At 71.0% G+C, this 26,117-nt stretch carries 12 protein-coding genes and 3 pseudogenes; 7 read left to right on the top strand and 8 right to left on the bottom strand.

All coding sequences use genetic code 11. The features are described from left to right. Positions 1–29: 29 nt before the first annotated feature. Positions 30–4,691 (top strand): annotated as a pseudogene (locus OG349_RS34625) (SDR family NAD(P)-dependent oxidoreductase); the annotation flags it as partial. A 204-nt stretch (positions 4,692–4,895) separates the two neighbouring features. Then, positions 4,896–12,008 (top strand): type I polyketide synthase, encoded by a 7,113-nt coding sequence (locus OG349_RS34620; protein ID WP_327232575.1) that lies wholly within the window; start codon positions 4,896–4,898, stop codon positions 12,006–12,008. A 465-nt stretch (positions 12,009–12,473) separates the two neighbouring features. Here the strand turns inward: OG349_RS34620 and OG349_RS34615 are convergent, their stop codons facing one another. The 4 genes and pseudogenes from OG349_RS34615 to bdeA all read right to left on the bottom strand — a co-directional run bounded on the left by OG349_RS34615 (position 12,474) and on the right by bdeA (position 18,649). Continuing rightward, positions 12,474–13,565 (bottom strand): IS630 family transposase, encoded by a 1,092-nt coding sequence (locus OG349_RS34615; RefSeq protein WP_327238379.1) that lies wholly within the window; start codon positions 13,563–13,565, stop codon positions 12,474–12,476. A 55-nt stretch (positions 13,566–13,620) separates the two neighbouring features. Next, positions 13,621–14,567: pseudogene (locus OG349_RS34610) on the bottom strand (IS5 family transposase). Beyond that, positions 14,503–17,514 carry a helix-turn-helix transcriptional regulator gene (locus OG349_RS34605; RefSeq protein ID WP_327238378.1) on the bottom strand — a complete coding sequence of 1,004 codons (3,012 nt, stop codon included), beginning with the start codon at positions 17,512–17,514 and terminating at the stop codon, positions 14,503–14,505. Before OG349_RS34605 ends, OG349_RS34610 begins: the two are co-directional and overlap by 65 nt. Positions 17,515–17,710: 196 nt before the next feature. Then, positions 17,711–18,649, bottom strand: coding sequence for a bis(hydroxyethyl) terephthalate hydrolase (bdeA, locus tag OG349_RS34600; RefSeq protein ID WP_442806352.1), 939 nt, complete (start codon positions 18,647–18,649; stop codon positions 17,711–17,713). An 87-nt stretch (positions 18,650–18,736) separates the two neighbouring features. On the opposite strand from bdeA, the gene OG349_RS34595 reads away from it, so the two are divergent. Continuing rightward, positions 18,737–19,180, top strand: a complete 444-nt coding sequence (locus OG349_RS34595) for a transposase (RefSeq protein WP_327238377.1) — start codon at positions 18,737–18,739, stop codon at positions 19,178–19,180. On the opposite strand, the pseudogene OG349_RS34590 reads toward OG349_RS34595, so the two are convergent. The 3 genes and pseudogenes from OG349_RS34590 to OG349_RS34580 all read right to left on the bottom strand — a co-directional run bounded on the left by OG349_RS34590 (position 19,165) and on the right by OG349_RS34580 (position 21,953). Further along, a pseudogene (locus tag OG349_RS34590) lies at positions 19,165–19,720 on the bottom strand (SAM-dependent methyltransferase). The gene OG349_RS34595 and the pseudogene OG349_RS34590 sit on opposite strands and share 16 nt — an antisense overlap. A 635-nt stretch (positions 19,721–20,355) precedes the next feature. After that, positions 20,356–20,955, bottom strand: a complete 600-nt coding sequence (locus tag OG349_RS34585; RefSeq protein ID WP_327238376.1) for a cadmium resistance transporter — start codon at positions 20,953–20,955, stop codon at positions 20,356–20,358. Positions 20,956–21,092: 137 nt separating this feature from the next. Continuing rightward, on the bottom strand, positions 21,093–21,953 hold the full coding sequence (locus OG349_RS34580; protein WP_327238835.1) for an aminoglycoside phosphotransferase family protein: 861 nt from the start codon (positions 21,951–21,953) through the stop codon (positions 21,093–21,095). Positions 21,954–22,099: 146 nt separating this feature from the next. Between OG349_RS34580 and thpR the strand changes: the two genes are divergently transcribed. The 4 genes from thpR to OG349_RS34560 all read left to right on the top strand — a co-directional run bounded on the left by thpR (position 22,100) and on the right by OG349_RS34560 (position 25,353). Next, on the top strand, positions 22,100–22,708 hold the full coding sequence (gene thpR, locus OG349_RS34575; protein ID WP_327238375.1) for an RNA 2',3'-cyclic phosphodiesterase: 609 nt from the start codon (positions 22,100–22,102) through the stop codon (positions 22,706–22,708). A gap of 212 nt (positions 22,709–22,920) precedes the next feature. Then, positions 22,921–23,094 (top strand): CsbD family protein, encoded by a 174-nt coding sequence (locus OG349_RS34570; protein ID WP_327238834.1) that lies wholly within the window; start codon positions 22,921–22,923, stop codon positions 23,092–23,094. A gap of 271 nt (positions 23,095–23,365) precedes the next feature. Next, entirely contained in the window at positions 23,366–24,334 is a 969-nt protein-coding gene (locus OG349_RS34565; protein WP_327238374.1) for an RNA polymerase sigma factor, read from the top strand. A 113-nt stretch (positions 24,335–24,447) separates the two neighbouring features. Continuing rightward, the gene (locus tag OG349_RS34560) at positions 24,448–25,353 is read left to right on the top strand and encodes an alpha/beta fold hydrolase (RefSeq protein ID WP_327238373.1); all 906 of its coding nucleotides are present in this window, start codon (positions 24,448–24,450) and stop codon (positions 25,351–25,353) included. Between the two features lie 46 nt (positions 25,354–25,399). On the opposite strand, the gene OG349_RS34555 is transcribed toward OG349_RS34560, so the two are convergent. Next, positions 25,400–26,089: a TetR/AcrR family transcriptional regulator gene (locus OG349_RS34555; RefSeq protein WP_327238372.1), complete on the bottom strand. Its 690-nt coding sequence runs from the start codon at positions 26,087–26,089 to the stop codon at positions 25,400–25,402. Between the last annotated feature and the right edge of the window lie 28 nt (positions 26,090–26,117).

The raw sequence follows: 26,117 nt of genomic DNA, 5'->3' as shown, positions 1-26,117 counted from the left end.
CCGATCCCACAGGAGTGGAGAACACCATGGCGGGCGAGGACAAACTCCGCGACTACCTCAAGAAGGCCGTCGCGGATGCCCGTGACGCACGCAGACAGCTCCACGAGGCGAACGACCGGCAGCACGAGCCGATCGCGATCGTCGGCATGGCCTGCCGCTACCCCGGCGGCGTCACCTCGCCCGAGGACCTGTGGGACCTGGTCGCGAAAGGCACCGACGCCATCAGCGAGTTCCCCGCCAACCGGGGCTGGGACCTGGACCGCCTCTACGACCCCGACCCCGACCACCCCGGCACCTCCTACGGGCGCGAGGGCGGATTCCTCCACGACGCGGACGGCTTCGACGCGGACTTCTTCGGGATGTCCCCCCGCGAGGCCCTGGCCACCGACCCCCAGCAGCGGCTCCTGCTCCAGGCCACATGGGAGGCACTGGAGAGCGCCGGGATCACCCCAGGGGCCCTGCGCGGTTCGCGGACGGGCGTGTTCACCGGGGTGATGTACAACGACTACGGCTCCCGCCCCCACCTGCCGGCCGACGGTTTCGAGGGGTATCTGTTCAGCGGCAGCGCGGGCAGCGTCGCCTCGGGCCGCCTGTCCTACACCTACGGTTTCGAGGGGCCGGCGGTCACGGTCGACACCGCCTGCTCCTCCTCGCTGGTGGCACTGCACCTGGCGGCGAACGCGCTGCGCAACGGGGAGTGCGACCTGGCACTGGCGGGGGGTGCGACGGTGATGTCGACGCCGGTCGCGTTCGTGGAGTTCTCGCGGCTGCGGGGGCTGGCGGCGGACGGGCGCTGCCGGTCGTTCGCGGCCGGCGCGGAGGGGACCGGCTGGTCGGAAGGGGTGGGCCTGCTGCTCGTCGAACGCCTCTCCGACGCCCAGAGGAACGGGCACCGGATCCTGGCCGTGCTGCGGGGCAGCGCCGTCAACCAGGACGGCGCCAGCAACGGCCTCACCGCCCCCAACGGCCCCGCCCAGGAACGCGTCATCCGCCAAGCCCTCGCCAACGCCCGCCTCACCCCGGCCGATGTGGACGCGGTGGAGGCGCACGGCACCGGGACCCGCCTGGGTGACCCCATCGAGGCCCAGGCCCTGCTCGCCGCCTACGGGCAGGACCGGCCCGCCGGACAACCGCTGCTGCTGGGCTCGCTGAAGTCGAACATCGGGCACGCCCAGGCGGCGGCCGGGGTCGGGGGCGTCATCAAGATGGTCCAGGCCCTGCGCCACGGTGTCCTGCCCAAGTCGCTGTACGCGAACGAGCCGACCCCGATGGTCGACTGGGACTCCGGCGCCGTCAAACTCCTGAACGAGACCACCGACTGGCCCCAGACGGGGCGTGCGCGGCGCGCCGGGGTGTCGTCCTTCGGCTTCGGCGGTACGAACGCGCATGTGATCGTGGAGGAAGCCCCACCAACCCCGCAAGCCCCGCAAGCCCTGTCGGCCCCGCAAGTGGCGGCCCCGCAGGCCCTGTCGGTCCTGTCGCGGGAGCCGGGCGCCGGGGGGGTGCGGCCGGCGGGGGTGGTGCCCTGGGTCCTCTCCGGCAAGACCCCGGAGGCGCTTGCCGGGCAGGCACAGCGGCTGTTGGCGCATGTCGAGGCCGATGCCTCGCTCACCGTGCCCGACATCGGGTACTCGCTGGCCACCACCCGTACCGCCCTCGACCACGGTGCGGTCATAGCCGGCAGCACCCGCGACGAACTCCTCGCGGAGTTGCGGGTGCTCGCGGAAGGGGTGCCGGCGGGGGGCGGGCGGCCGGCGGTGGGACGGGTCGCGTTCCTGTTCACCGGGCAGGGCGCCCAGCACACCGGCATGGGCATGGAACTCTACGCCGCCTACCCCGTCTTCGCCGAAGCCTTCGATACTATTTGCGCCCACTTCGACCCCCACCTCCCACGCCCCCTGCGGGAGATCATCACCACCGGTGAAGGCCTCAACGACACCGCCCACACCCAGCCGGCGCTGTTCGCCCTCGAGGTCGCGCTCTACCGGCTGGTGGAAAGCTGGGGCGTCGTCCCCGACTACCTCGCCGGGCACTCCATCGGTGAAGTGACCGCGGCTCATGTCGCCGGTGTCCTGGGCCTGGCCGACGCCGCCCGCCTCGTAAGCGCACGGGCCCGCCTCATGCAGGCCATGCCCCCCAACGGGGCCATGATCGCCGTCCAGGCGCCCGAGGACCAGGTCCGCCCCCTCCTCGCAGGGCGGGAGAGCGAGATCGGTGTCGCGGCTGTCAACGGGCCCGCCTCCGTCGTCATCTCCGGCGACACACAAGCAGCCGAGGAGGTGGCCGCCCGGCTGGCCGAACAGGGATACCGGACGCGGCGCCTCACGGTGTCGCATGCCTTCCACTCCCCTCATATGGACGGCATGCTCGACGACTTCCGCACCACCGCCAAACAACTCACCTACCACCCCCCGGCCATCCCCGTCGTCTCCACCCTCACCGGCCGCCCCGCCGAGGGAGAGGACCTGCGCACCCCCGACTACTGGGCCAACCAGGTCCGCCACACCGTCCGCTACAACGACGCACTCCACACCCTGCAATCGCAAGGGGTCACCACGCTGCTGGAGCTGGGGCCCGACGGTGTGCTGAGCGCGCTCGCGGTGGCGGGCGCGGAGCGGCCCGAGGCGCTGACGGCCGTGCCGGCACTGCGCCGGGGGCAGCCGCAGGCCCGGACCCTGGCAGGCGCGATCGGCACCTTGCATCTGAGCGGGGTACGGGTGGACTGGGAGGCCTCCTTCGCCGGCACCGGCGCCCGGCACATCCCCCTGCCCACCTACGCCTTCCAGCACGAACCCTTCTGGCTCACACCCGAAATCCCCGCCGCGGACGACGGCGCCCAGGAAGGCGGGCTGGTCCACCGCACCTGGGAGCCCCTCGAACTGCCCGAGCCCGCCGCAACGGCGCGCTGGGCCGTACTGACCCCGGAAGAACCCGGCACACCGGCCGGGGCGCTGGGCGGGACACCGGCCGGGGTGCTGGTGGGGGCGGCGCGTTTCTCGCGGGTCGCGGACCTCGCGGCCCAGGCAGAAGGCGGGGCGGGGCCCACCGCCGTACTCCACCACCTCACCGCCTCCAAGGAGGCACCGCACCAGGCACTGGCTCTCGCCCGGCAGTGGCTCGCGGAGGACCGGCTGGCGGACATCCCCCTCATCGTGCTGACCGACAACGCCGTCCCCGCCGGCCAGGTCCCCGATCCGTACACCGCCGCCGCCTGGGCACTGCTCAGCTCGGCACAGTCCGAGGCACCGGGCCGCATCATCCTCATCGACATCGACGCCTCCCAGGACGCGGATCCCGCCGTCCTGGACGCCATCGTCGCCTCCGGCCACGCCCGCACGGCCATACGCCCCCAAGGGGTCCTCGCACCCCGGCTGCGCCCCCTGCCCACCACCCCCACCACCCCCTCCGCCCCCGTGTTCGACCCCGCCGGCACCGTCCTGATCACCGGCGGCACCGGGACCCTGGGCTCGCTGGTCGCCCGCCACCTCGTGACCTCACACGGCGTGCGCCACCTGCTGCTGACCAGCCGCCGGGGAGACCAGGCCCCCGGGGCACAGGACCTGGTATCCGCACTGTCCGCTCTGGGCGCCACGGTCACGGTCACCGCCTGCGACGTCACCGACCGCGACGCGCTCGCCGCACTGATCACCCACATCCCGGCCGGCCACCCCCTGAACGCGGTCGTCCACACCGCGGGCATCCTCGACAACGGCCTCCTCTCCGCGATGACCTCCCCGCGCCTGGCCGCGGTCCTCGCACCGAAAGCCGACGGCGCCCGGCACCTGCACGAACTGACCCGGCACCTGGACCTGAGCGCGTTCATCCTGTTCTCCTCGGCCGCCGGGGTGTTCGGCGCACCCGGCCAGTCCAACTACGCCGCCGCCAGCGCGTATCTCGACGCGCTCGCCGAACACCGCGCCGCCCACAACCAGCCCGCCACCTCCGTCGCCTGGGGCCTGTGGCAAACAGGAGGAATCAACGCGGACCTCGACGAGAGAGAGCTGACCCGCTCGGCGCGAGAAGGCTTCCGGGCCCTCACCGACCAGGAGGGACTGGCCCTGCTCGACGACGCCCTGGCCTCAGGACGCCCGGCACTGATCGCCGGCGTGAGCGCGGCGGCCCCCGTGCGGGGCCCCGCACGGGCACCGGCCGGCACCGCACCGGCCGCCCTCACCCAACGGCTCGCGAACCTCCCCGCGACCGAACGGGAACCGTACCTGTCCGCCATGGTCACCAAGGAGATCGCCTCCGTACTGGGCCACGCCTCGGCCACAGCTCTCACCCCCGGCAGGCCCCTGCAGGAACTCGGCTTCAACTCCCTGACCGCTGTGGAACTACGCAACCGGCTCAGCGCCGCCGCCCGCCTCCCCCTGCCCGCCACCCTCGTCTTCGACCACCCCACCCCCGCGGCACTCGCCGCGTTCCTCCTCACCCTGGCCGCACCCCCCGCCGAAGACCCCGCCAAAACCGTCCTGGCCGAACTCGACCGGCTGGAAGCCTCCCTGGCCGCCCTGCCACCCCAGGACGAATCCCGCCCCGCCCTCTCCGTACGCCTGCACGCGCTGCTGGGAAAACTCAACGCCAAAACACCCGAAGGGGACGGCGGGGAACCCGGCGAGCCGTTCGCGGCCGCCTCGACCGACGACATCTTCGACTTCATCGACAACCAACTCGGCCGCGGTACCGGCTGACACCCGGCCACCACCGGCCCACCGGCCCGGAGCACACCCCACCACCCCACCACTGCCGCCGTTTCCGCCACCACCCCCACCCCCACCACTGCCACCACCGCCGCCGCCGTTTCCGCCACCGCCGCCACCACTGCTGTTCTGGTGGCGGCACCGGCCCGCCGGCCTACCGGCCCACCGGCACCGACGAGGAGAGACTGATCCCGCATGTCCGCTGACCCGTCCAAAGAGCAGAAGCTGGTCGACTACCTGAAGTGGGTCACCGCGGATCTGCAAAAGGCCCGTGAGCGCATCACCGAGCTGGAGAACGCCGGTGAGGAACCGGTCGCCATCGTCGGGATGGCCTGCCGGTTCCCCGGCGGCGTCACCTCACCCGACGGCCTGTGGGACCTGGTCGCCGAAGGCACCGACGCCATCGGCGGCTTCCCCACCGACCGGGGCTGGGACCTCGAACAGCTCTACTCCCCCGACGCCGACACCCCCGGCACCTCCTACACCAGGGAAGGCGGATTCCTCGACGGGGCCGCCCTCTTCGACGCCGGCTTCTTCGGCGTGTCCCCCCGCGAGGCCAGGGCGATGGACCCCCAGCAGCGCGTGCTCCTGGAAACCGCGTGGGAGGCACTGGAGGACGCCGGGATCGACCCGGCCTCACTCAAAGGCTCCAGCACCGGCGTGTTCGCGGGCCTGGTGGAACAGAGCTACCTCGGCCTCGAAGGACCCCAGGAACTCGAAGGCCACCTCATGACCGGCCGCCTCAGCAGCGTCGCCTCCGGCCGTATCGCCTACACCCTGGGCCTCGAAGGCCCGGCCGTCTCCATCGACACCGCCTGCTCCTCGTCCCTGGTCGCCCTGCATCTCGCCGCACAGTCACTACGCAGCGGGGAATCCACACTCGCACTGGCCGGCGGCGCCACCATCACCGCCACCCCCGGCGGCTTCGTCGACTTCTCCCGGCAAAAAGGCCTGGCCCCCGACGGACGCATCAAATCCTTCGCCGCCGCGGCCGACGGCACCTCATGGTCCGAAGGCGCCGGCATCCTGGTCATCGAACGCCTCTCCGACGCCCAGAAGAACGGCCACCGGGTGCTCGCCGTGCTGCGGGGCAGCGCCGTCAACCAGGACGGCGCCAGCAACGGCCTCACCGCCCCCAACGGCCCCTCACAAGAACGCGTCATCCGCCAAGCCCTCGCCAACGCCCGCCTCACCCCCACCGATGTGGACGCCGTCGAAGCCCACGGCACCGGCACCCGCCTCGGCGACCCCATCGAAGCACAAGCCCTCCTCGCCACCTACGGCCAGAACCGCCCCACCGGACAACCCCTCCTGCTCGGCTCACTGAAATCCAACATCGGCCACACCGTCGCGGCGGCCGGCGTCGGCGGCGTCATCAAAATGGTCCAGGCCCTGCGCCACCGCGTCCTGCCCCCCACCCTCCACATCGACGAACCCACCCCCATGGTCAACTGGTCCCTGGGCGCCGTGGAACTACTCAGGGAAAAACGCCCCTGGCCCACCCGCGGCGGCCAACCCCGGCGCGCCGCCGTCTCCGCGTTCGGAGTCAGCGGCACCAACGCGCACGTGATCCTGGAGGAAGCCCCACCAACCCCACAGGCCCCGCAAGCCCCGCAGGCCCTGTCGGCCCCGCAAGTGGCGGCCCCGCAAGCCCTGTCGGTCCTGTCGCGGGAGCCGGGCGCCGGGGTGGTGCGTCCGGCGGGGGTGGTGCCCTGGATCCTCTCCGGCAAGACCCCGGAGGCGCTTGCCGGGCAGGCACAACGGCTGTTGGCGCATGTCGAGGCCGATGCCTCGCTGCGCGTGGGGGACATCGGGTACTCGCTGGCCACCACCCGCACCACCCTCGACCACGGCGCCGTCATAACCGGCAGCACCCGCGACGAACTCCTCGCGGAACTACGGGCGCTCGCGGAAGGGGTGCCGGCGGGGGGCGGGCGGCCGGCGGTGGGACGGATCGCGTTCCTGTTCACCGGGCAAGGCGCCCAGCACACCGGCATGGGCATGGAACTCTACGCCGCCTACCCCGCCTACGCCGAAGCCTTCGATACTATTTGCGCCCACTTCGACCCCCACCTCCCACGCCCCCTGCGGGAGATCATCACCACCGGTGAAGGCCTCGACGACACCGCCCACACCCAGCCGGCCCTCTTCGCCCTCGAAGCCGCCCTCTACCGGCTGGTGGAAAGCTGGGGCATCGTCCCCGACTACCTCGCCGGGCACTCCATCGGTGAAGTGACCGCGGCTCATCTGGCAGGTGTCCTGACCCTGGCCGACGCCGCCCGCCTCGTCACCGCACGGGCCCGCCTCATGCAGGCCATGCCCCCCAACGGGGCCATGATCGCCGTCCAGGCGCCCGAGGACCAGGTCCGCCCCCTCCTCACGGGACGCGAGAGCGAGATCGGTGTCGCGGCTGTCAACGGGCCCGCCTCCGTCGTCATCTCCGGCGACACACAAGCAGCCGAGGAGGTGGCCGCCCGGCTGGCCGAACAGGGATACCGGACGCGGCGGCTCACGGTGTCGCACGCCTTCCACTCCCCTCATATGGACGGCATGCTCGACGACTTCCGTACCACCGCCAAACAACTCACCTACCACCCCCCGGCCATCCCCGTCGTCTCCACCCTCACCGGCCGCCCCGCCGAGGGAGAGGACCTGCGCACCCCCGACTACTGGGCCAACCAGGTCCGCCACACCGTCCGCTACAACGACGCACTCCACACCCTCAAAGAACGCGGCGTCACCACCCTGGTCGAACTGGGACCCGACAGCGTACTCACCGCCCTCGCACAAAACGCGTTCCACGGGACCCCCGACACCCTCACCACCACCGCCCTGCTCCACCACGGCCGGCCCGAGGCCCGGACACTGGCCACCGCCCTCGGCCGGCTCCACCACACCGGAGCAGGACCCAACTGGAAGGCCTACTTCGCCGGCACCGGCGCCCGGCACATCCCCCTGCCCACCTACGCCTTCCAGCACGAGCGGTACTGGATCGACCCCGCCACCACACCCGCCGACGCCAACGGACTCGGACTCCTCCCCGCCGCACACCCCCTGCTCGGTGCCGCACTCCCCCTCAGCGGCACCCAGGAAACCGTGTTCACCAGCCGCCTGACCCGCACCACAACCCCCTGGCCGGCCGGCCACACCCGCGGCGGAATCCCCGTCCTGCCCGAATCCGCCCTCGTAGAACTCGCCATACGCGCCGGCGACGAAGCACACTGCACCACCCTGGACGAACTCCACATCACCCAACCCATCACCCTGCCCGCCGAAGGAGCCATCCACCTCCAGATCCGCCTCGGCGCCCCCGACACCAACGGACAACGCACCCTCACCTTCCACACCCGCCCCGACCACACCCAAACCCCCTGGACCCCCCACGCCCACGGCCTGCTCAGCACCACACCCCACCCCACCCCGGCCACCACACCCAACACCCCCTCACCCCACCCCGGCCCATGGCCACCCGCCGGCGCCACCCCCCTCGACCCCCACACCCTCTACGAACAATCCACCAAAAACGGAATCACACACGACCCACAGACCCGGGCCCTGACCCGCCTCTGGCAACACGGACACGACCTGTACGCCGAAGTAGAACTGCCACCCGGCACACCCACAGAAACAAACCCCTACGCACTACACCCCCTCCTCCTCGACGCCGCCCTGCTCCCCCTCCTCACCCCCACCCCAACAAAAACCAGCACCCAACCAAAAGCCGAGACCGGGGAAACCGGAGCCGGGGAAACCCGAACCGACACAGGGAACAGGGAAACCGAGGCCGAGACCGACGCCGGGGCCGGGGAAGCCGGAACCGAGGCCGGAGCCGGAGCCGAGACCGGGGCCGAGGCCGAGGCCGGGGCCGGGGCCGGGGCCGGGGCCGGGACCGAGGCCGGGGCCGGAGCCGAGACCGGGGCCGGAGCCGAGACCGGGGCCGGAGCCGAGACCGGGGCCGGAGCCGAGACCGGGGCCGGAGCCGAGACCGGGGCCGGAGCCGAGACCGGGGCCGGAGCCGACGCCGAGGCCGAGGCCGGAGCCGACGCCGAGGCCGAGGCCGGAGCCGACGCCGAGGCCGAGGCCGGAGCCGAGACCGGAGCCGGAGCCGAGACCGAGGCGGGGGCGGGGGCGGGGGCGGGCATTGTCACCGCCTGGCACAACGTGCGGCTCCACGCCGCCGGAGCGACCACCCTGCGCGTACACCTGGCCCGCGGCGGCGAAGGCACCGCGAGCGTACGGCTGGCCACCCCCGCGGGACAGCCCGTCGCGGACATCACGGCCGTCACCGTGGAGCCCCTGGACCTGACCGCACTCGCGGCCGCGGCCGCCCGCGACCACGAAGCGCTCTTCCACCTCGACTGGACACCCCACCACCTCACCCCCACCACCGGAACACCCGCCCCCCACACACCCGCCGACGGAACACCCGCCGACGGCATACCGGCCGGCGGAACACCGGCCGACGGCATACCGGCCACCCACACGCCGGCCGCCGGCGCACCGGCAGGTGGCGTACCGGCCGACGGCATACCGGCAGGTGGCGTACCGGCCGGTGGCATGCCGGCCGGTGGCATGCCGGCCGGCAACGTGATCGAGCGCCTGCGCTCCGCCGACCCGGCCGATCCCCTGGCCTCGCTGCACGAGACGACCCTGCGCGCACTCCAGCTGGCCCAGCGCCACCTCGCCGACGAGGACAGCACCCACACCCTGACCGTCCTGACCCGCGGGGCCGTCAGCACCACCCCCGGGGAGCCGATCACCGATCCGGGCGCCGCCGCGGCCTGGGGCCTCCTGCGCTCCGCCCAGTCCGAAGCACCCGGCCGTATCATCCTCATCGACGCCGAACCCGGCACCGACCCCGCCCTCATCGCCGCGGCCGCCGCCTCCGGCGAACCCCAGGCCGCGATCCGCCAGGGCACCATGACCGTGCCCCGCCTGACCCGGGCCACCCGCCCCCAGCCCCCCACCACACCCGCCTTCACCCCCGGGGGAACCGTCCTGATCACCGGCGGCACCGGAACCCTGGGCTCCCTCTTCGCCCGCCACCTCGCCACCTCACACGGCGTACGCCACCTCCTGCTCGCCGGCCGCCAGGGCCCCCGGGCACACGGAGCCCAGGAACTCGCACAGGAACTCAACCGCCTCGGCGCGAGCGTCACGATCAAAGCCTGCGACGCCGGCGACCGCGACCAGCTCGCCGCCCTCATCGACGCGATCCCCGCAAACCGGCCCCTGACCGGCGTCATCCACACCGCCGGCATCCTGGACGACGGGCTCATCCCCGCGATGACCCCCCAACGCCTGGCCGCGGTCCTCACCCCCAAAGCAGACGCCGCCTGGCACCTGCACGACCTCACCCGCCACCTCCCCCTCACCGCCTTCGTCCTGTTCTCCTCCGTCGCCGCCCTCATCGGCGGCCCCGGCCAGGCCAACTACGCCGCCGCCAACGCCTCCCTCGACGCCCTGGCCCACCACCGCGCCGCCACCGGCCTGCCCGCCACCTCCATCGCCTGGGGCCTATGGGCCCAAAGCACCGGACTCACCGGCAACCTCAGCGAAACCGACCTCAAACGCATCGCCCGCACCGGCCTGCTCCCCGTCCCCACCACCCAGGGCCCCACCCTCCTCGACCTCGCCCTGCGCACCGGCCGCCCCGACACCGTGGCCACCCCCCTCGACCTGACCGCCCTGAGCGCACAACCCCACATCCCCACCGTCCTCACCACCCTCGCCCACCGCCCCCCACGCCCACACGTCCACAGCGACACCCCCCACACCCCCCCGCTCACCGAACAACTCACCCACCTCACCGGCGAACAACGCCACGAAGCGGTCACCCGCACCATCCTCGAAGAAATCGCCGGAACACTCGGACACACCACCCCCCAGCACATCGACCCCCACCGCCCCTTCCAGCAACTCGGCCTCGACTCCCTGACCTCCGTCGAACTACGCAACCGCCTCACCACCCGCACCCACCTCAAACTCCCCGCCACCCTCGTCTTCGACCACCCCCACCCCCACGCCCTCGCCACCCACCTCCTCACCCGCCTCACCCCCCACACCACCAGCACCCAACCCGCCGACACCACCAACACCCCCGACACCACCGACTACACCGCCGACATCCACCTCGACGACGACATCCGCCCCACCACCCCCCACACCCCCCGCACCACCCCACCACGCCACATACTCCTCACCGGCGCCACCGGCTTCCTCGGCACATTCCTCCTGCGCGACCTCATGCGCACCACCACCGCCCACATCCACTGCCTCGTCCGCGGCACCGACACCACCACCGCCCTCCAACGCCTCACCACCAGCCTGAAGTGGTACCGGGTCTGGGACGACATCGACCCCCAGCGCCTCACCGTCCACCCCGGCGACCTCGCCCAACCCCTCCTCGGACTCACCGAAAACACCTTCAACACCCTCGCCCGCACCCTCGACGTCATCCACCACGCCGGAGCCACCGTCCACTGGCTCCACCCCTACACCACCCTCAAACCCGCCAACGTCGGCGGCACACAAGAAATCCTCCGCCTCGCCACCCGCCACCACACCATCCCCGTCCACCACGTCTCCACCGTCGGCGTCTTCAACGGCCCCCGCACACCCGGCACCCCCCTCAAACCAACCGACCCCACCGGACCCCCCCAACACCTCCCCAGCGGCTACCTCAAAACCAAATGGGTCGCCGAACAAATCCTCGACATCGCCCGCACCCGCGGCATCCCCGTCACCACCTACCGCGTCGACGTCATCTCCGGCGACCAGAAAAACGGCGCCTGCCAAACCCGCGACTTCGTCTGGCTCACCCTCAAAGGCATCCTCCAGACACAAACCGCCCCCACCCACACCCAAAGCCGCTTCCACCTCCTCCCCGCCGACTACGTCAGCGCCGCCATCCTCGCCCTCGCCGACAACCCCCACACCACCGGCCACACCTACCACCTCCACAACCCCCACCCCCTCACCCTCACCGACTGCATCGAACACCTCCGCACCCTCGGCTACCCACTCCACAACACCACCCGCCACCAATTCACCCAAACCATCCAGAACAACCCCGACAACGCCCTCCAACCCCTCCTCCACGCCTTCGACATGATGACCAACCACACCGACGCCTTCTACCCCCCCATCGACACCACAGAAACAACCCGGGCACTCACCGGAACCAACATCCACTGCCCCCCCATCACCCCCCAACTCCTCACCACCTACATCCAATTCTTCATCGACCAAGGCCACTACCCCCCACCCCCCAACCCCACCAACACCCAACACACACCACCCACCTAAACCCACACCCACACCCACAAGAACACCCAGCCGCCGCCCCGCCCGCACCCCGGCCGGCCACCAAACGCACAGCGCCACGAACACCACGCGGTCCAGGAGACGACGCGCCCGGCCGGACACCGCCCGGGCGCCCACGCCACGCATACGGCCCATACCCGCCAGACAGGCAAGGACGGAAAAGCGTTCACCGGGCCCGAACGCAGCACACCAACTTCCCTCACCGACGAACGACCTCACCCCACACCCGGACAACACACCCGAAAACCCCACCCGCTTCCAGCACCACAGAGGATGCCCCACAGCCCAGAGCGTGTCCGCGAAGTAGGGCCGTCCGCCCGCAGGGCCTGGCCCGCCGCGCCCGGTGCCCGCGACCCCAAGACGGAGCACCCACCCCATACCGGACGCACCCGCCCGGTCCGACAACACCACGAACGCGCGCACCAGACACCGCAAACCAGACACCCCCTAGTCTTCTGAGTCAGGAATTCTGTTCAGATATGAGGCGAGGCGTTCGAGGATCTCGTCCGCGGTCTTGGTCCAGATGTAGGGCCTGGGGTCGGTGTTCCAGGCTGTGATCCAGGTCCGGATGTCCTTCTCCAGGGCCTGGACGGTCTTGTGGACGCCTCGCCGTATCTGTTTGTTCGTCAGCTCGGCGAACCATCGCTCCACGAGATTGAGCCAGGACGATCCAGTCGGCGTGAAGTGCAGATGGAACCGCGGGTGGGCCAGTAGCCATGTCTTGATGGCCGGGGTCTTGTGGGTGGCGTAGTTGTCCAGCACGAGGTGGATGTCGAGGCCGTCGGGCACTTCCCGGTCGAGTTTGACGAGGAACTTCTTGAACTCCTCGGCGCGGTGGCGGCGATGCAGGGAACCGATGACCTTGCCTGTGGCGACCTCCAGGGCGGCGAACAGGGTGGTGGTGCCGGCGCGGACATAGTCGTGCGTGACGCGTTGCGGCACTCCGGGCATCATCGGCAGCACCGGCTGCGAGCGATCGAGGGCCTGGATCTGCGACTTCTCGTCCACGCAGAAGACCAGAGCCCGCTCGGGCGGGTCCAGATAGAGGCCGACGACATCGTGGACCTTGTCGACGAAGTACGGGTCTGTCGACAGCTTGAACGTGTGCGACCGGTGCGGCTGCAGACCGAACGCCCGCCAGACCCGCGACACCGTCGACTGCGACAGGCCCGTCCGCCTCGCCATCGACCGCGTCGACCAGTGCGTCGCGTTCTTCGGAGCCGACTCCAGCGTCCTGGTGACCAGCGCGGCCACCTGCTCGTCGCTCACCGTCCGGGGACCGCCCGAGCGGGGCATGTCGCCCAGGCCGGCGATCCGATACTCGACGAACCTCGCCCGCCAGCGGCCCACCGCATGCGGCGTCGCGCCGAGCCGGGCAGCGACGTCCTTGTTGGAGGCGCCCTCCGCGCAGGCCAGGATGATCCGACAGCGCAAGGCCCACGCCTGCGGCGTGGAACGGCTCCGCACCCACCCCTCGAGCGCAGCCCGCTCCTCGTCCGACAGAACCAACTCGGCCTTCGGCCGTCCAGTACAGGCCAAGCCTAAACATCTGAACAGAATTCCTGACTCAGAAGACTAGGGCGTTTCGTTTGGATCATCGGGCGGACCAGATGAAGATGCCTGCGAGGTGGAGTCCGGCGAGGTAGATGGTCGTGGTCTTGTCGTAGCGGGTGGCCGGGCCGCGCCACTGCTTCAAGCGGTTGATGCACCGCTCGACAGTGTTGCGCTGCTTGTACGCCTCACGGTCGAAAGCGGGTGGTCTGCCGCCGCGACTGCCGCGACGGAGTCGGTGGCCGCGCTGGTCGGCCGGGACGGGGATGACCGCCCGGATGCCGCGTCTGCGCAGGTGTTCCCGGATAGCGCAGGAGGAGTACGCCTTGTCGGCCAGGATCACGTCCGGTCTGGTGCGGGGCCGCCCGCGAGGGCGGGGGACGCGCAGGCGGGCCATGACCTCGGGAAACGCGGGTGCGTCGCCGGCCTGCCCGGCGGTCAGGACGAACGCCAGGGGCCGACACCGGTCGTCGGACGCCAGGTGGATCTTCGTGGTCAGTCCGCCGCGGGAGCAGCCGATGGCATGGTCGTGCGGCTCGCCGGCCGGGACCCTTTTTTGCGGGCCCCGGCCGCGTGCTGGTGCGCGCGCACGATGGTGGAGTCCACCGAGACTGCCCAGTTCAGGTCCTCATCGGCGTCGGCCCGCGCCATCAGCGCGGCGAAGACCCGCTCCCAGGTCCCGTCGACGGCCCACATCCGCAACCGGTTGTAGACCCCCCGCCAGTTCCCGTATATCTCCGGCAGATGAACCCACTGCGACCCGGTCTGGAACTTCCACGCGATCGCATCGATCACCTCACGGTGATCCCGCCACCGCCCACCCCGCCTGGGAGTCCGGTCCGGCAACAACGGCTCGATCCGCGCCCACTGCGCATCAGTTAACGGCACACCCAGACCAACGATCAGATGATCCGAACGACACGGCCTAGGCCTGGTCGAGCCACCGGACGAGTTCGATGCGGGAACGGATGCCCAGGGTAGCGAACACATTACGCAGATGGTGATCCACCGTACGGGGACTCAACGACAAGCGCAACGCCACCTCACGATTAGTGGCACCCTCCGCCACACAACGCGCAATCCGCTGCTGCTGAGGCGTCAACACACGCAACACACCCACCCCACGAAACCGCTCCCCCGCCGGATCGGACACCGCCTCACCCGCAGCACGCAACTCACCACGCACCCGCCCCAACCACAAATCCGCACCACACCACTCAAAAGCAACAAGAGCATCCCGCAACGGCCCCCTCGCCTCACGAGTCCTGCGACGACGCCGCAACCAATGCCCATAAAGAAGCAACGTACGACCACGCTCAAAATCACCAGACACACACCCATGCCGACGCAACGCCTCCTCAAACCACCACCCCGCCTCACCCCCAGAAGCCAACAAAGCCCGACAACGCGCCAACTGAGCCGACACCACCACATCCCCACAACCACCCACCCAAACACCAAACTCCTCCACCACCACACCAACCCCCGGCTCAACACCCCGCCCCCCCAACACCATCGCCTCCACATAACACGGCACAACCAACATCCGAACCGCGAAATGACCACCCCCCGCACCCCGCCCCACCAACGGCCCCAAACGCGCCGCCGCCTCACCACACCGACCCACCGCCAACTCCCCACGACCCACAGCCCACCCCGCCAACGAAGCCGCCAGGACAAGCCCACGAGACCCCGCCTCCGCCAACGCCACACGCGCATACCTCACACACAAACCAGCCCCACCCTCAACAGAAGCCACCAAAGCCAGCACAGCCTGCAAACACACCACCGCATTACCCAGCCCCAACCGCCCCGCCACCACCACACCCTCCCCAGCAAGCACCCGCGCCCGCCCAAAACGCCCCACACGCAACTCACCAAAAACAACACACACCAACGCCCGCACCAACCACACCCCAACCCCCCCACCACGCACCACCGCCAAAGCCCTCGCCCCCACCCGGCAGGCGGTGTCCACCTCGCCCAGCACCAAGGCGGCCACCCCGGCTCTCAACAGCGCCGCGGGATCTCCGGGCTCACCGGGCACCGCAGGCTCAGCGGGCTTGCCTGGACTGCCAGGCCTTACGGGCTCACCTGGGCGGACGTGTTGTCGCGTGCCCGGCCGTGTCTCGGCGTTGATGCTTGCGCCGATGCCCTCGTCTCCTCTCGCACGGATCCGTGAGCTGATCTTCTCGCCGATCCACGGGTCGGTAGGCGGACCGGTCTGCGGGACGCCCTCGGCACGCGACCCCGCGCCGGCCGCCGACCCCGGAATGCCACCGGGGTCGGCGGCTTCGTGGGACCCCCGGTCACCCATCGCCCCCAAGTACCCCCGTAGCAGCGCGTGTCCCTCACCCGTACGCCCGGCCAGGACCGCCGACATGCCCGCGCGGTACAACTCCAGCACCGGGTCGGCCGGTTCAGGACATATACGGTCCAGCGCCTCGCGGCAGGCCGACGCGTCGCCCATCGCCCAGGCCGCCTCCGCCGCGCCCAGCAGCGCGCTCACGGTCCGTTCCGTGTCGTGCGCGCGGAGCAGGTCCGCCGCCATCAGCAGGGTTTCCCTGGCGTCGGCCGCAGGACCGTCGCACAGGGCGAGCAGCCCGTGCACGTAGTGCGCGCGGCCCGGCGGCGGTACGGTCCGTACCCGCGCCAGCAGCAGGCGGGCCTCGCCGGGCCGCCCGGCCAGCCACGCCTGCTCGGCGGCCGCGGCCAGGCGCGCGCCGCGCAGGACCTCGTCCGCCGTGAGCCCGGCCGCGCGGACCAGCGCCGCGGCCCGGTCGGCGTACGGGCGCGGCGGCACGGCGGCACGGGTCAGCGCGTGCGCCAGTGCCGCGTCGGGCCCCGGCGCCGCGCAAGCCGCCTGGACCAGGCGCGGCAGTGCCTGGTGAGGGCCGTCCAGGACGGCGGACAGGGTGCGGTGCACGGCGCGGCGCCGGGCCGGGGGCGCCGTGCGCAGGACCGCCGTACGCAGCAGGGGGTGGATGAAGCGGACCCGGCCGCCTCCGCTGCGTACCACTCCCGCTTGTTCGGCGGGCGCCAGCCGGCCGGGGTGGATCCCGGCCGACCTTCCGGCTCTCAGCAGCAGTGCGGCGTCCGCTCCCGCCCCGTCCGGTTCGTGCTCGGCCGCCGCGGCGGCGAAGAGCAGCAGGGCCCGGGTGTCGGCGGGCAGCGTGTCGAGACAGGTCGCGTAGGCGTCCAGCAGCTCCTCACCGCCGGGCAGCGGCTGCGGCAACGGCTGTTGGCCGGAGAGTTGCGCGGTGCTCAGATGTCCGGCCAGGGCGGTGAGCAGCCGGGGGTTGCCCGCGCCCTCGCGGCGCAGCTCCTCCCGTACCGCCGGGCCCAATTGACGATCCGTCAGGTCATCGAGCAGCGCGTCGGCCGCTTCATCGTCCAGGGGGCCGAGGCGCAGCGCGGGCAGTCCGGCGAAGGCGTCCGCGCCCGGCCCGTGGTCCGCCACCGCGAGCAGGACCGCGACCCGGCCACGAGCCGGCAGCCGGCGGGCCGCGAAAGCGAGCGCCGCACGGGACGCGGGATCCCAGGCGTGGGCGTCGTCCACCTGGACCAGGAGCGGTTCACGGGCACCGAGATCCGTCAGACGGTTGAGCAGGGCGGTCCCGGCGGGCCCCATCCGTACTCCGGCGCCGAGCGGGAGGAGGGGCGGCACGGGCGCCCGTAGGGGCGCGTGCGGCGCTGAGCACAGGAGCGCGTGCAACCCGCTGTAGGGCAGGAGCCGTTCGGCCGCCGCGGCCTCGGCGCGCAGGACCGTACCGTCAGTGTGTAAGGCGGCGGTGTGGTCCAGGAGTGCGGTACGGCCCAGGCCCGGTGGCGCGGTCAGTACGAGCGTGCCACCGTGACCTGCCCTCAGGCGGTCCAGCAGCGTGCCCAGGATGGCGAGTTCACCGCTTCGGCCGTACAGCGGACGTGAACTACGCACGGTTGTCGATGAGTTCATCTCCGTGACGTTACTTGCGCGTAACGGACGCCGGAAGGCCCGCGTCCACGGGCGTGAGGCCCGTGGCGCGGGTCTTGGGCGCCGACCCAGCCGGGCCGGCGCCCCGCTGTGCGCCGGCACAGCCCAACGGACGGTGGGTCAGGGGAACGGATGGTGGGTCAGTGGTCCGGACGGTGGGTCAGGCGTGCGGGCAGTTGCCCCGGTACTCCTCGATGGTCAGGCTCGGCCTCGGCAGCGGGCAGAGGAACTGCTCGTACCGGGTGTCGTCGTCGATGAACCGCTTCAGCCACGAAATGCTGTACTTCGCGATCGTGGTGTCGGAGGAGTTCGGCGTGAAGTGCGTGGCGCCGTTGAGCTCCAGATACGCCTTGTCCAGCGAGCTGGGCAGCGAGGTGTAGAACGGTTCCGAGTGCGAGGCCACGGGCGCGACCGTGTCCCCGTCCGCCCCGATGATGAGGGTGGGCGTACGGACCTCGGGCCAGGACTTGTCGGTGTTCCACCCGGTCAGCGGGATGGCCGCCTGGAGCGACGGCCGGCTCTTCGCGGCCTCCAGGGTGCCGCCGCCGCCCATCGAGTGGCCCATGACTCCCAGACGCGCGGAGTCGATGCGGGTGCGTACCGACGAACGCTCCGTCAGATAGTCGAGCGCGGCGAGCAGTTGGCGTCCCCGGCTGTCCGGCTGGTCGAGGGTGGTGTTGGTGTCGATCGTGAAGACGACAAAACCCTGGGAGGCGAGGCGGGGACCGAGCCACGAGATGCTCGACTGGGTGGCGGTGAAGCCGGGCGAGATCACGACGGCTCCGAAGGTGCCGTCCGCGGTGCTGGTGGGGTAGTAGACGGTTCCGCCGCCGAAGCCGGTCACGCTCACCGAGGAGACGGAGGTCTGCGAGACGGCGTAGGAACCACGGGCCGCCTCGATGCTGGACACGGAGGGCGCGGGACCACGCTCGTACGGGTTGGCGGCGGCCTGGGCCCCGGCGGTACCGGGAACCAATGCGGCGATCAGCGCGGCGGCGGTGATCCCACCGGCCCACAGGGCGCGCGGGCCGGACCGGGCGCGACGACGGAGACGGAGGCGGGGACGAACGGGGGTACGGGCGTCGGAGAGCGGGTGCACTGGGGGGCCTCTCGGTCGAGGCGGGACCACTCCGGAAACTCGGACGGACCGGGTGGACGCCGCCGTACGGACTGACGGTGGCCACTGTTGCCGGGCGAACGGCCCCTCGGCATCGGCGAGTTCGCCAGTCATCGCGGAAGCCGTCACGCGGGGCGTCACCGCGTGGGACGGAGCCGGTGCCCACGCGCGGTCGGACCGGCGCCCGTCGAAGGCACATCGGACGCACCCAAATCCGCGCGCACCCGGCGAGCAACGCACAAAACCGCCGAAGTCCTCGACCCGCTGCCGACGTCGGCCCGGCCTGCGGCCAAGCGCGCGCTCCAGGAGATCTACGACGTCGAGGACAAGGAGCACGCCGCCACGGCAACGGCCGCGTTCGCCCAGCCGTACGGTGCGAAGTACTCCAAGGTCGTCAAGCGGCCCACTGACAATCAGGAAGAACAGCTGCGTTCCTCGACTTCCCCGCAGAAGACTGGTTCCACCGAGGAGGCGGGGGCGACCGGGGCTTGTCCAGGTCAGTCGGATGTCTGACGCAGGACCAGGCTGACGAAGCCCCACGTGTCCCGGTAGACGCGCATCCGTTCGGTGCGGCGGGTCGTGGCTGTCTCAAGTGCCTGAGAGCTGTCCGGGTCGGCCGGGTGGTCCAGGGCCCCATGAGGCCAGCGACCTCCAGCAGGCCCACTCGTAGTCGTCCAGTTCACGGCGCGTGCTGACATACCCGTGGACGGCAGTCCACCCGTCGGCGACGACGCGGTCCAGGGTGGCCGCCAGGTCGGTGAAGTCCCCGAGCATCTCGATGGCGTCCTGTGACGGTTCACGTTCCCAGAAGCCCTCACCGATCAGCAGACTTTCGCCCGGAGCCAGATGCTCACGTGCCGCCGCGAGGGTGGGCAACAGGCCGCCGAAGGCATGCGTGGCCCCGACGCTGATGTCGACGCCCTCGGCGTGCAGTTGCGGGTCCGCGGTCAGAGCACGCAGAAGCTGTTCCCCGCCGCCGCAACCCAGATCGAGTACCCGCTCGTCGCCACGCGCCACGCCATGTTCCAGCACTCCAGGCGGTTGAGCATTCAGGCGGTCCGTGGCGGGGTGGAGGGGCCCGGGTGACGATCGTACTGAGGGCCCGGTGTAGGTGGTGCCCAGTTCGGTCACCGTTCCGGGGAAGGGGCCGGGGCCGTGGCGCAGGGCGCTGACGTAGTTCTCGGGCAGGAGTACCCGGTCTTCGACCTCTGGCTTGCCGGGGCCGCTCCAGCGGTATCCGTAGCCGGCGACTGTGACGGCTTGGCAGCCGTCGTCCTCGTGACGGCGGGTGTTGGCGTCGAGCTTTCCCGGAAGGTACGGACCTGTTGTTCACGGCGTTCGATGCACGCGGCCGCGGCCTGTTGTTTTCCCACTGCTTCGCGCGTGTCCGGCCGGTTTCGAGTCCCTGGAGGTAGGCGTCCACGAGGGCGTTCTCATGGTCGGTGGTGTGTATCTCACAGGCGAAGCCGGGGCCGGAGAACTGCACGCGGCACGGATTGCCGGACTTGGTGGAGCGCCCGCAGGGGCGTTGGTGTGTCTCGTCGAGCGGCTGGGGCGTGGCGGATTTTGGTGCGCGGCACGCGGCCCACTCGGACGGTACGAAGGGCTCGCTCGGCGACACCCTCGGTTCCTGGAGTGCGGAACTCTCCCGGGGCGTCCGGCCCCACCATGTTGAAGCCGGGGCCGGCTCAGAGCCCGAAGGCTCCGCCTTCGGCGAGGATGAGCAGGCCGAGGGCGATCAGGACCACGGGCAGCAGGATGTGGCCCCAGCGCGCGAGTGCCTTGGCGATGACCGGGCGGGTGGCGAAGAACTTGCCCGCGAAGCACCAGACGGCGACCAGGACGAGGAAGACCACGGCGTAGACGCTCGTCCCGCCGACACCCGCGGTGGCGAACACGGGGACGTAGACGCCGATGTTGTCGCCGCCGTTGGCGAAGGTCACCGCAGCGACCGTCAGCGGACCGAGGCCGCCCTCTTCGGCTTCGGCTTCGCCGTCCTCCCCGGCGTCGCGCGCCTTCCACTCCTGCCAGGCGGTCTTGAGGCCCAGGGTCAGCGGCAGCAGGCCGAGGTAGGGGACGGCCGACTCGGGCAGGAACGAGGAACCGAACGCGGCGGCCACGGCCACGGCCAGGATCGCGGTGAAACCGAGGTATTGGCCGAGCACGATCCCGCGGGTCGAGCCGCGGTGTCCGGCGCCCCGCGCGAAGAGCAATGCCAAGATCAGGATGTCGTCGATGTTGGTGACGGCGAACAACCCGACCGCCTGTCCGATCACACCCAGGTTCACGAACCGGCCCGCTCCGCTCGTAGGACAAGACGGATCACCCTACTCCGGCCCGAACGAAGAGTCCCAGCCGCCCTGACGACCGTGATCAACCTTCGCTGTCAGGTTCCTTGCCGCACTCACGTGACCTTCGGCGATTTCTACAGGCCGCCGAGTCGCTTGTTCAGCGTGTCGAGTGTCGGCCAAGGAGGACCGTCGTGCAGTGCGCTCAGGAGTTCCTCTCCGAACCGCCTCCCGTTCGGAAACTGGTCGCCGAGCTCCCACCGCCACGCGGCGACCATCGCGAGGACGAGCTGTCGGCACTCGTCCAACAGCCCTTGGTCGACGTTCGGGTAGTGCGCGCAGACCGCCTCCGGAACATGGGCGAGGTCGAACTCGACAGGTCCGCGGCAGCACGTCTCAAGATCGATGAACAGCGGGCCGTTTGTCGTGCTGAGCACATTGCCTGGATGCGGTTCGCCGTGGAGCAGCTGCTCCACGGCACCGCGGTCGTCGATCGCTCGTCGCAGGCTTGCCAGCCTGCCGCTGAGGAAAACGCGGTCTGCGTCGGCGAGTTCCGGCGAGCGATCCGGGTCGACGACAACTTCTTCCGCCTCCGTGATCCGGTCCGTGAACCTCGGGCTCGGCAGATCGGCCTTGCGCATGCCGACGTGCAGTTGCTTCAGCGCCCTGGCGTATTCGACCGGCGAGGTGTGAGGTGTCACGGGCTCGTAGTAGGTCCACAGCGTCACCGCGAAGCCATCGCGCGTGTACACACGCGGGTCCGCCCGAGGTTCCAAGGGACACACCGGGCACCCGACTTCGGCGAGTCGCCCGGCGAGCTCGACTTCGAACTGTGCAACCTCTTGTCCCACAGGGGCGACCCGGGCGAAGACTCCGCATGGCGTCAACCGCAGTGCCAGCTTGTTCGAGTTGTGGAGAACGATCGCGTCGTCGGTCGGCAGGTCGAGCGATGCGGCGACCGACGTCGCGGCCGCGATCGCACGCGTGACGTCGGTCATCTCCACCCTCGAATCTTGGCATAGGTGAGGGAGGCGGTGCCAACCGGCGTCGCCGGAGGTGACTTCGTCCGCATCATGCCTGCGAAGCCCTCCCCCTACGCCTGGGCCCGCTCGGTCCGCTGTCCGGATGCTGTACGAAGAGCGGTGTGAACGAACCGACTCGGCCTGCGACCATTCGTGTATTCATCGCCCTCGCGCCGCCGGACCCCGCGAAAGAGGAACTGGGCCAGAAGCTGCGCCCCGCGTACGACACGCACCCTCACATGCGGTGGAACCGCATCGAGGACTGGCACATCACCCTGGCCTTCCTTGGGGAACTACCGGCTGAGACGGTCCCGCTTCTGCTCGGGCCTCTCGCCGACGTCGCAGCACACCACCAGCCACCCCGCCTGGCACTGCGCGGCAGCGGAAACTTCGACGACCGGGTGCTGTGGAGCGGACTCGACGGCGACCTCGATGAACTGCACGCGCTCGCCGCCGACGTGCGTACCGTCGTCAAGGACTGCGGTGTCGTCTTCGAGGACCGGCCGCTGCGACCCCATCTGACGTTGGCTCGTGCGCGTCGGGGGGATCAATCCTCGGTCGGGGAGATCGCCGAAACGTTCGCCGGATTCACCGGCCGCCGGTGGTCGGCCGAACGGCTGCACCTGGTCGGCAGCAACACCGGCCGCAGCCGCGGGCCGATCCACTACCGCGACATCGAGGCGTGGCCCCTCGGTAACGCGGACTCCAGCGGATCTCGGAACTGGATGTGATCATCCCGGATCTCCTACGGACTGCGTGCGTCAGGCGCTGAACGATCACTGACCGCGCTTCCGAGTCGGACCAAGCGCCCTGGTTCCAGCCGGGCCGACCGCGTGAGTGGGCTGGGGAGCCGTGCGGTCGTTTCGGAGGTTTAGCCGGCGGCGTACGGGTGAGGCGAAAGGTGTCCAGCGATACTCGACGAGCAGGGCAGGACGTGAGCACGATGAAGGACAACGAGAAGACCGAGGCGAAGGTCGAGCAGGCCAAGGGCAAGGTCAAGAAGGTCGCCGGCCGTACGGTCGGGAACGAGCGGATGACCGCCGAAGGCCGCGCCGAGGAGTCGAAGGGCGACGTGCGGCAGGCGAAGGAGAAGGTGAAGGACGCCTTCAAGCACTGACGCTCAGGGACTGATGGGCGCCCCTCCGAACCGGGGGCATGCCTGACGCGGGAGGGGCCGACCAGCAGCGCTGGTCGGCCCCTCCCGCGTTGTCACGCCCGGTGGTCGGCACACCCTCCGCCCACACATCGCCAACCATTTCGGCAGCCCCAGCCGTTGGCGCGATCCATTTCCACGCGCGATCGGCAGGGTTGCCGTGGCACTGGTCGGCGGGCGCGCAGTAATCTCGTATTACGGTCGCGCACGACGGCGGCGCGGGAAGAAGGGCCTGATGGACCGGTACGCGGGAGAAGTCGCCCTGCTTGAGGACGCGGCGCTCACACGGGCCGCGCAGGCGGGGGAGGTCGCCGCCCTGGGACTGCTGCTGGAACGGCACCGGGCAGGGATGCGCGCGGTCGCGCTGAGCATTCTGGGGCCGGGGCCCGACGTCGACGATGTGCTCCAGGACGCGGCCGTGACCGCGCTGCGGCGCGTGGGCGATGTGCGCGACCCGGCGGCCGTGGGCGCCTGGCTGCGGATGATCGTACGGAACGCCAGCCGTTCCCTGGTGCGCGGAGCCGTACCGTACCGGCCCATCGACGATCTGCCCCTGCCCGCCACGGACCCCGGACCGGAGCAGTGGCTGGAGCGGCACGCCCTGCGGGACTGGACCTGGGAGGCGATGGAGGAGCTGTCCCCGGCCTTGCGCCTGCCCCTGGTGCTCCGCCATTTCAGCACCGGCGTCACCTCCTACGAGCGGATCGCCGAGGCCTGCGGAGTCCCGGTCGGCACGGTCCGCAGCCGGCTCAGCCAGGGACGGGCCAAGCTCGCGACGGCCCTCGCCGCCACGGCGGACGCCCCGCACGGCGACACCGCGCGGCGGCTCCGCACCAGCCGTGCCGAGGCACGCGAGACACTCGCCGCTGCCGAGAGCGGACACTTCGGCGCGCTGCTGACGGAGCGCTGGTCGCCCGAGATCGCCCTGCTGCGGGGGAACGAGCCGGTGGGCGGCAGGAACGTCCTGACCCGGGGCATGGAGTGTGACCTGGAGGCCGGTGTGCGCCAGCGCCTGGTGCACACCGTGGCGGGCCGGTCCCTGGCCGTCTGGGAGATGGATCTCCTCAGCCCGGTCGACGACCCCGACCACTGCCCGCCCTCCGTGGCATGGGTGATGACCCTGGACGGCGCCGGCCGTCCGTACCGGCTGCGTCTGCTGCACCCCAGGCCCGTGGCGGCTCTCCAGGCGCTCACCCCCGTGTGACGGGCCGGGCACTCACCGCCATGTGACGGGCGCCACATGGCGGAAATCGAACTTCTCCCCTCCTCCGGCGTCCTGCCGGTGTCATCGACACCTGCCGGATTACGGAGAACCCCATGACCACCTCTGCGACCGATCCTCTGGCCGCCGGATCGCACGCTGTCGAGATCGACGGTGTCGTACAGCGCTATCACGTCCACGGCACGGGCCCCGTGTGCGTCGCGCACTCCGGCGGGCCGGGTATCGACTGGGAATACCTGCGCATGCCCGCGCTGGAGCGCCACCTGACGATGGTGTATCCGGAGCCGGTCGGCAGCGGCGCCTCCGGACGTCTGCCGTCCCACCCCCACGGCTACACCCGGCCCCTCTACAGCCGGTTCCTCGGGGAGCTGATCGAACACCTCGGCGTCCCCGAGGTGCACCTGCTGGGGCATTCGCACGGCGGCTTCGTCGTCCAGTACCACGCCCTGCGTCACCCCGGGCGCGTCGCCGGGGTGATCCTCTACGAGAGCGCGCCGCTGACCGGTCCCGAGCACGGCGCGGAGGCCATGCGTCTGGTCGAGCTGTTCGCGGCGCGGAACGCCGGCCGACCCGGACTCCCCGAGGTCCTCGCCGCGTTCCGGGCCATCCCCACCATCTCCGACGACGCGCGGATGACCTCCGTCGTCAAGGGGCTGCTCCCCGCGTACTTCGCCGACTACTGGGGCCGGGAGGAGGAGTTCGCGCCCTTCCGCGCCTCCGTACGGGCGTCCCACGTCTCCGGGCTGGACGAGCATCTCGTACCGGACCTCATCGACGACCGCGCGGCCCTCGGCTCGCTCACCGTGCCGGCCCTCGTGGTCGTCGGCCGCCACGACGTCATCTGCGGGGTGCGGTGGGCCGAGGAACTGCACCGGCTGATTCCCGGATCGGACCTGCTGATCCTGGAGGACAGCGGGCACTTCGGCCACCTGGAGGAGCCGGCGGCCTTCGCGCGGGCGGTGACGCGTTTTGTGACGGATACGGCGCGAAGCGCGGCATGACCTCGCACCGTACGAACCAGGAACACGCCGGGCCGGGACCGGCGGTTCAGGTCGGGCCGGGCCGGGTGAGGCGAACCATGGCCCGGTACAGGGCGGCGCGCGCGGGCGCGTCAGGCAGAGCGGGGAGAGGGGCGCCGGGGGCGGCGTAGGAACGGAGCATGTGGGCGGTGAGGCGGCGCCAGGTGTCGGGGGCCGCCTCACCGGTGGCGTTGACGACCCCCGCGTTGGCCATGAGCAGGATGACGAGGTCCTGGCTGGTGAAGTCGTCGCGGAGGTGACCGGTGCCCTTGGCGCGGGCGACGAGTTCGAGGAAGGCGTTGTACGACTCGGCGCGGCGCTTCTCCAGGGCCTTGGCGGCGGGGAAGGTCATGGTCAGGACGTCGGCGAAGCCGCGGTCTGCGGCCTGCATGGCACAGACGGCGGTGACGTAGCCGGTGAAGCCGCGCCAGGGCTCGGGGTCGGCGAGGGCTTCGGTGACGGCCGAGGCATAGGCGTCCATGCGGTCGGCGAAGACGGCGTTGACGAGCTCGTCGCGGGTGGCGAAGCGGCGGGAGAGCGTGGCTTTGCCGACTCCGGCTTCGCGCGCGACGGAGGCCATGGACACGCTGAGCCCTTCGGTGGCGAAGAGGCGGCGGGCGGCGGCCAGGATGCGGTCGCGATTGCGTTCGGCGTCGGCGCGCAGCCCGGTGTCGGGCGGGCGGCCGGGGGTCTCGTCGGGGGCTGCGTCGCTGTGCATGGCCCCACCCTAGCGAAGTGGAACAGGC

Origin of the sequence: Streptomyces sp. NBC_01317 (assembly GCF_035961655.1) — a bacterium.
Taxonomy (GTDB): domain Bacteria; phylum Actinomycetota; class Actinomycetes; order Streptomycetales; family Streptomycetaceae; genus Streptomyces.
The sequence above is the reverse complement of the archived record's forward strand: the minus strand, read 5'-3'. Positions and strand labels throughout refer to the sequence as shown.

Excerpts from the sequence above, each read along its gene's own strand:
- OG349_RS34570 (WP_327238834.1), top strand. The coding sequence starts at position 22,921 with ATGAAGGACAACGAGAAGACCGAGGCGAAGGTCGAGCAGGCCAAGGGC.
- OG349_RS34580 (WP_327238835.1), bottom strand. The coding sequence starts at position 21,953 with ATGACCGACGTCACGCGTGCGATCGCGGCCGCGACGTCGGTCGCCGCA.
- OG349_RS34565 (WP_327238374.1), top strand. The coding sequence starts at position 23,366 with ATGGACCGGTACGCGGGAGAAGTCGCCCTGCTTGAGGACGCGGCGCTC.
- OG349_RS34555 (WP_327238372.1), bottom strand. The coding sequence starts at position 26,089 with ATGCACAGCGACGCAGCCCCCGACGAGACCCCCGGCCGCCCGCCCGAC.
- OG349_RS34560 (WP_327238373.1), top strand. The coding sequence starts at position 24,448 with ATGACCACCTCTGCGACCGATCCTCTGGCCGCCGGATCGCACGCTGTC.
- OG349_RS34620 (WP_327232575.1), top strand. The coding sequence starts at position 4,896 with ATGTCCGCTGACCCGTCCAAAGAGCAGAAGCTGGTCGACTACCTGAAG.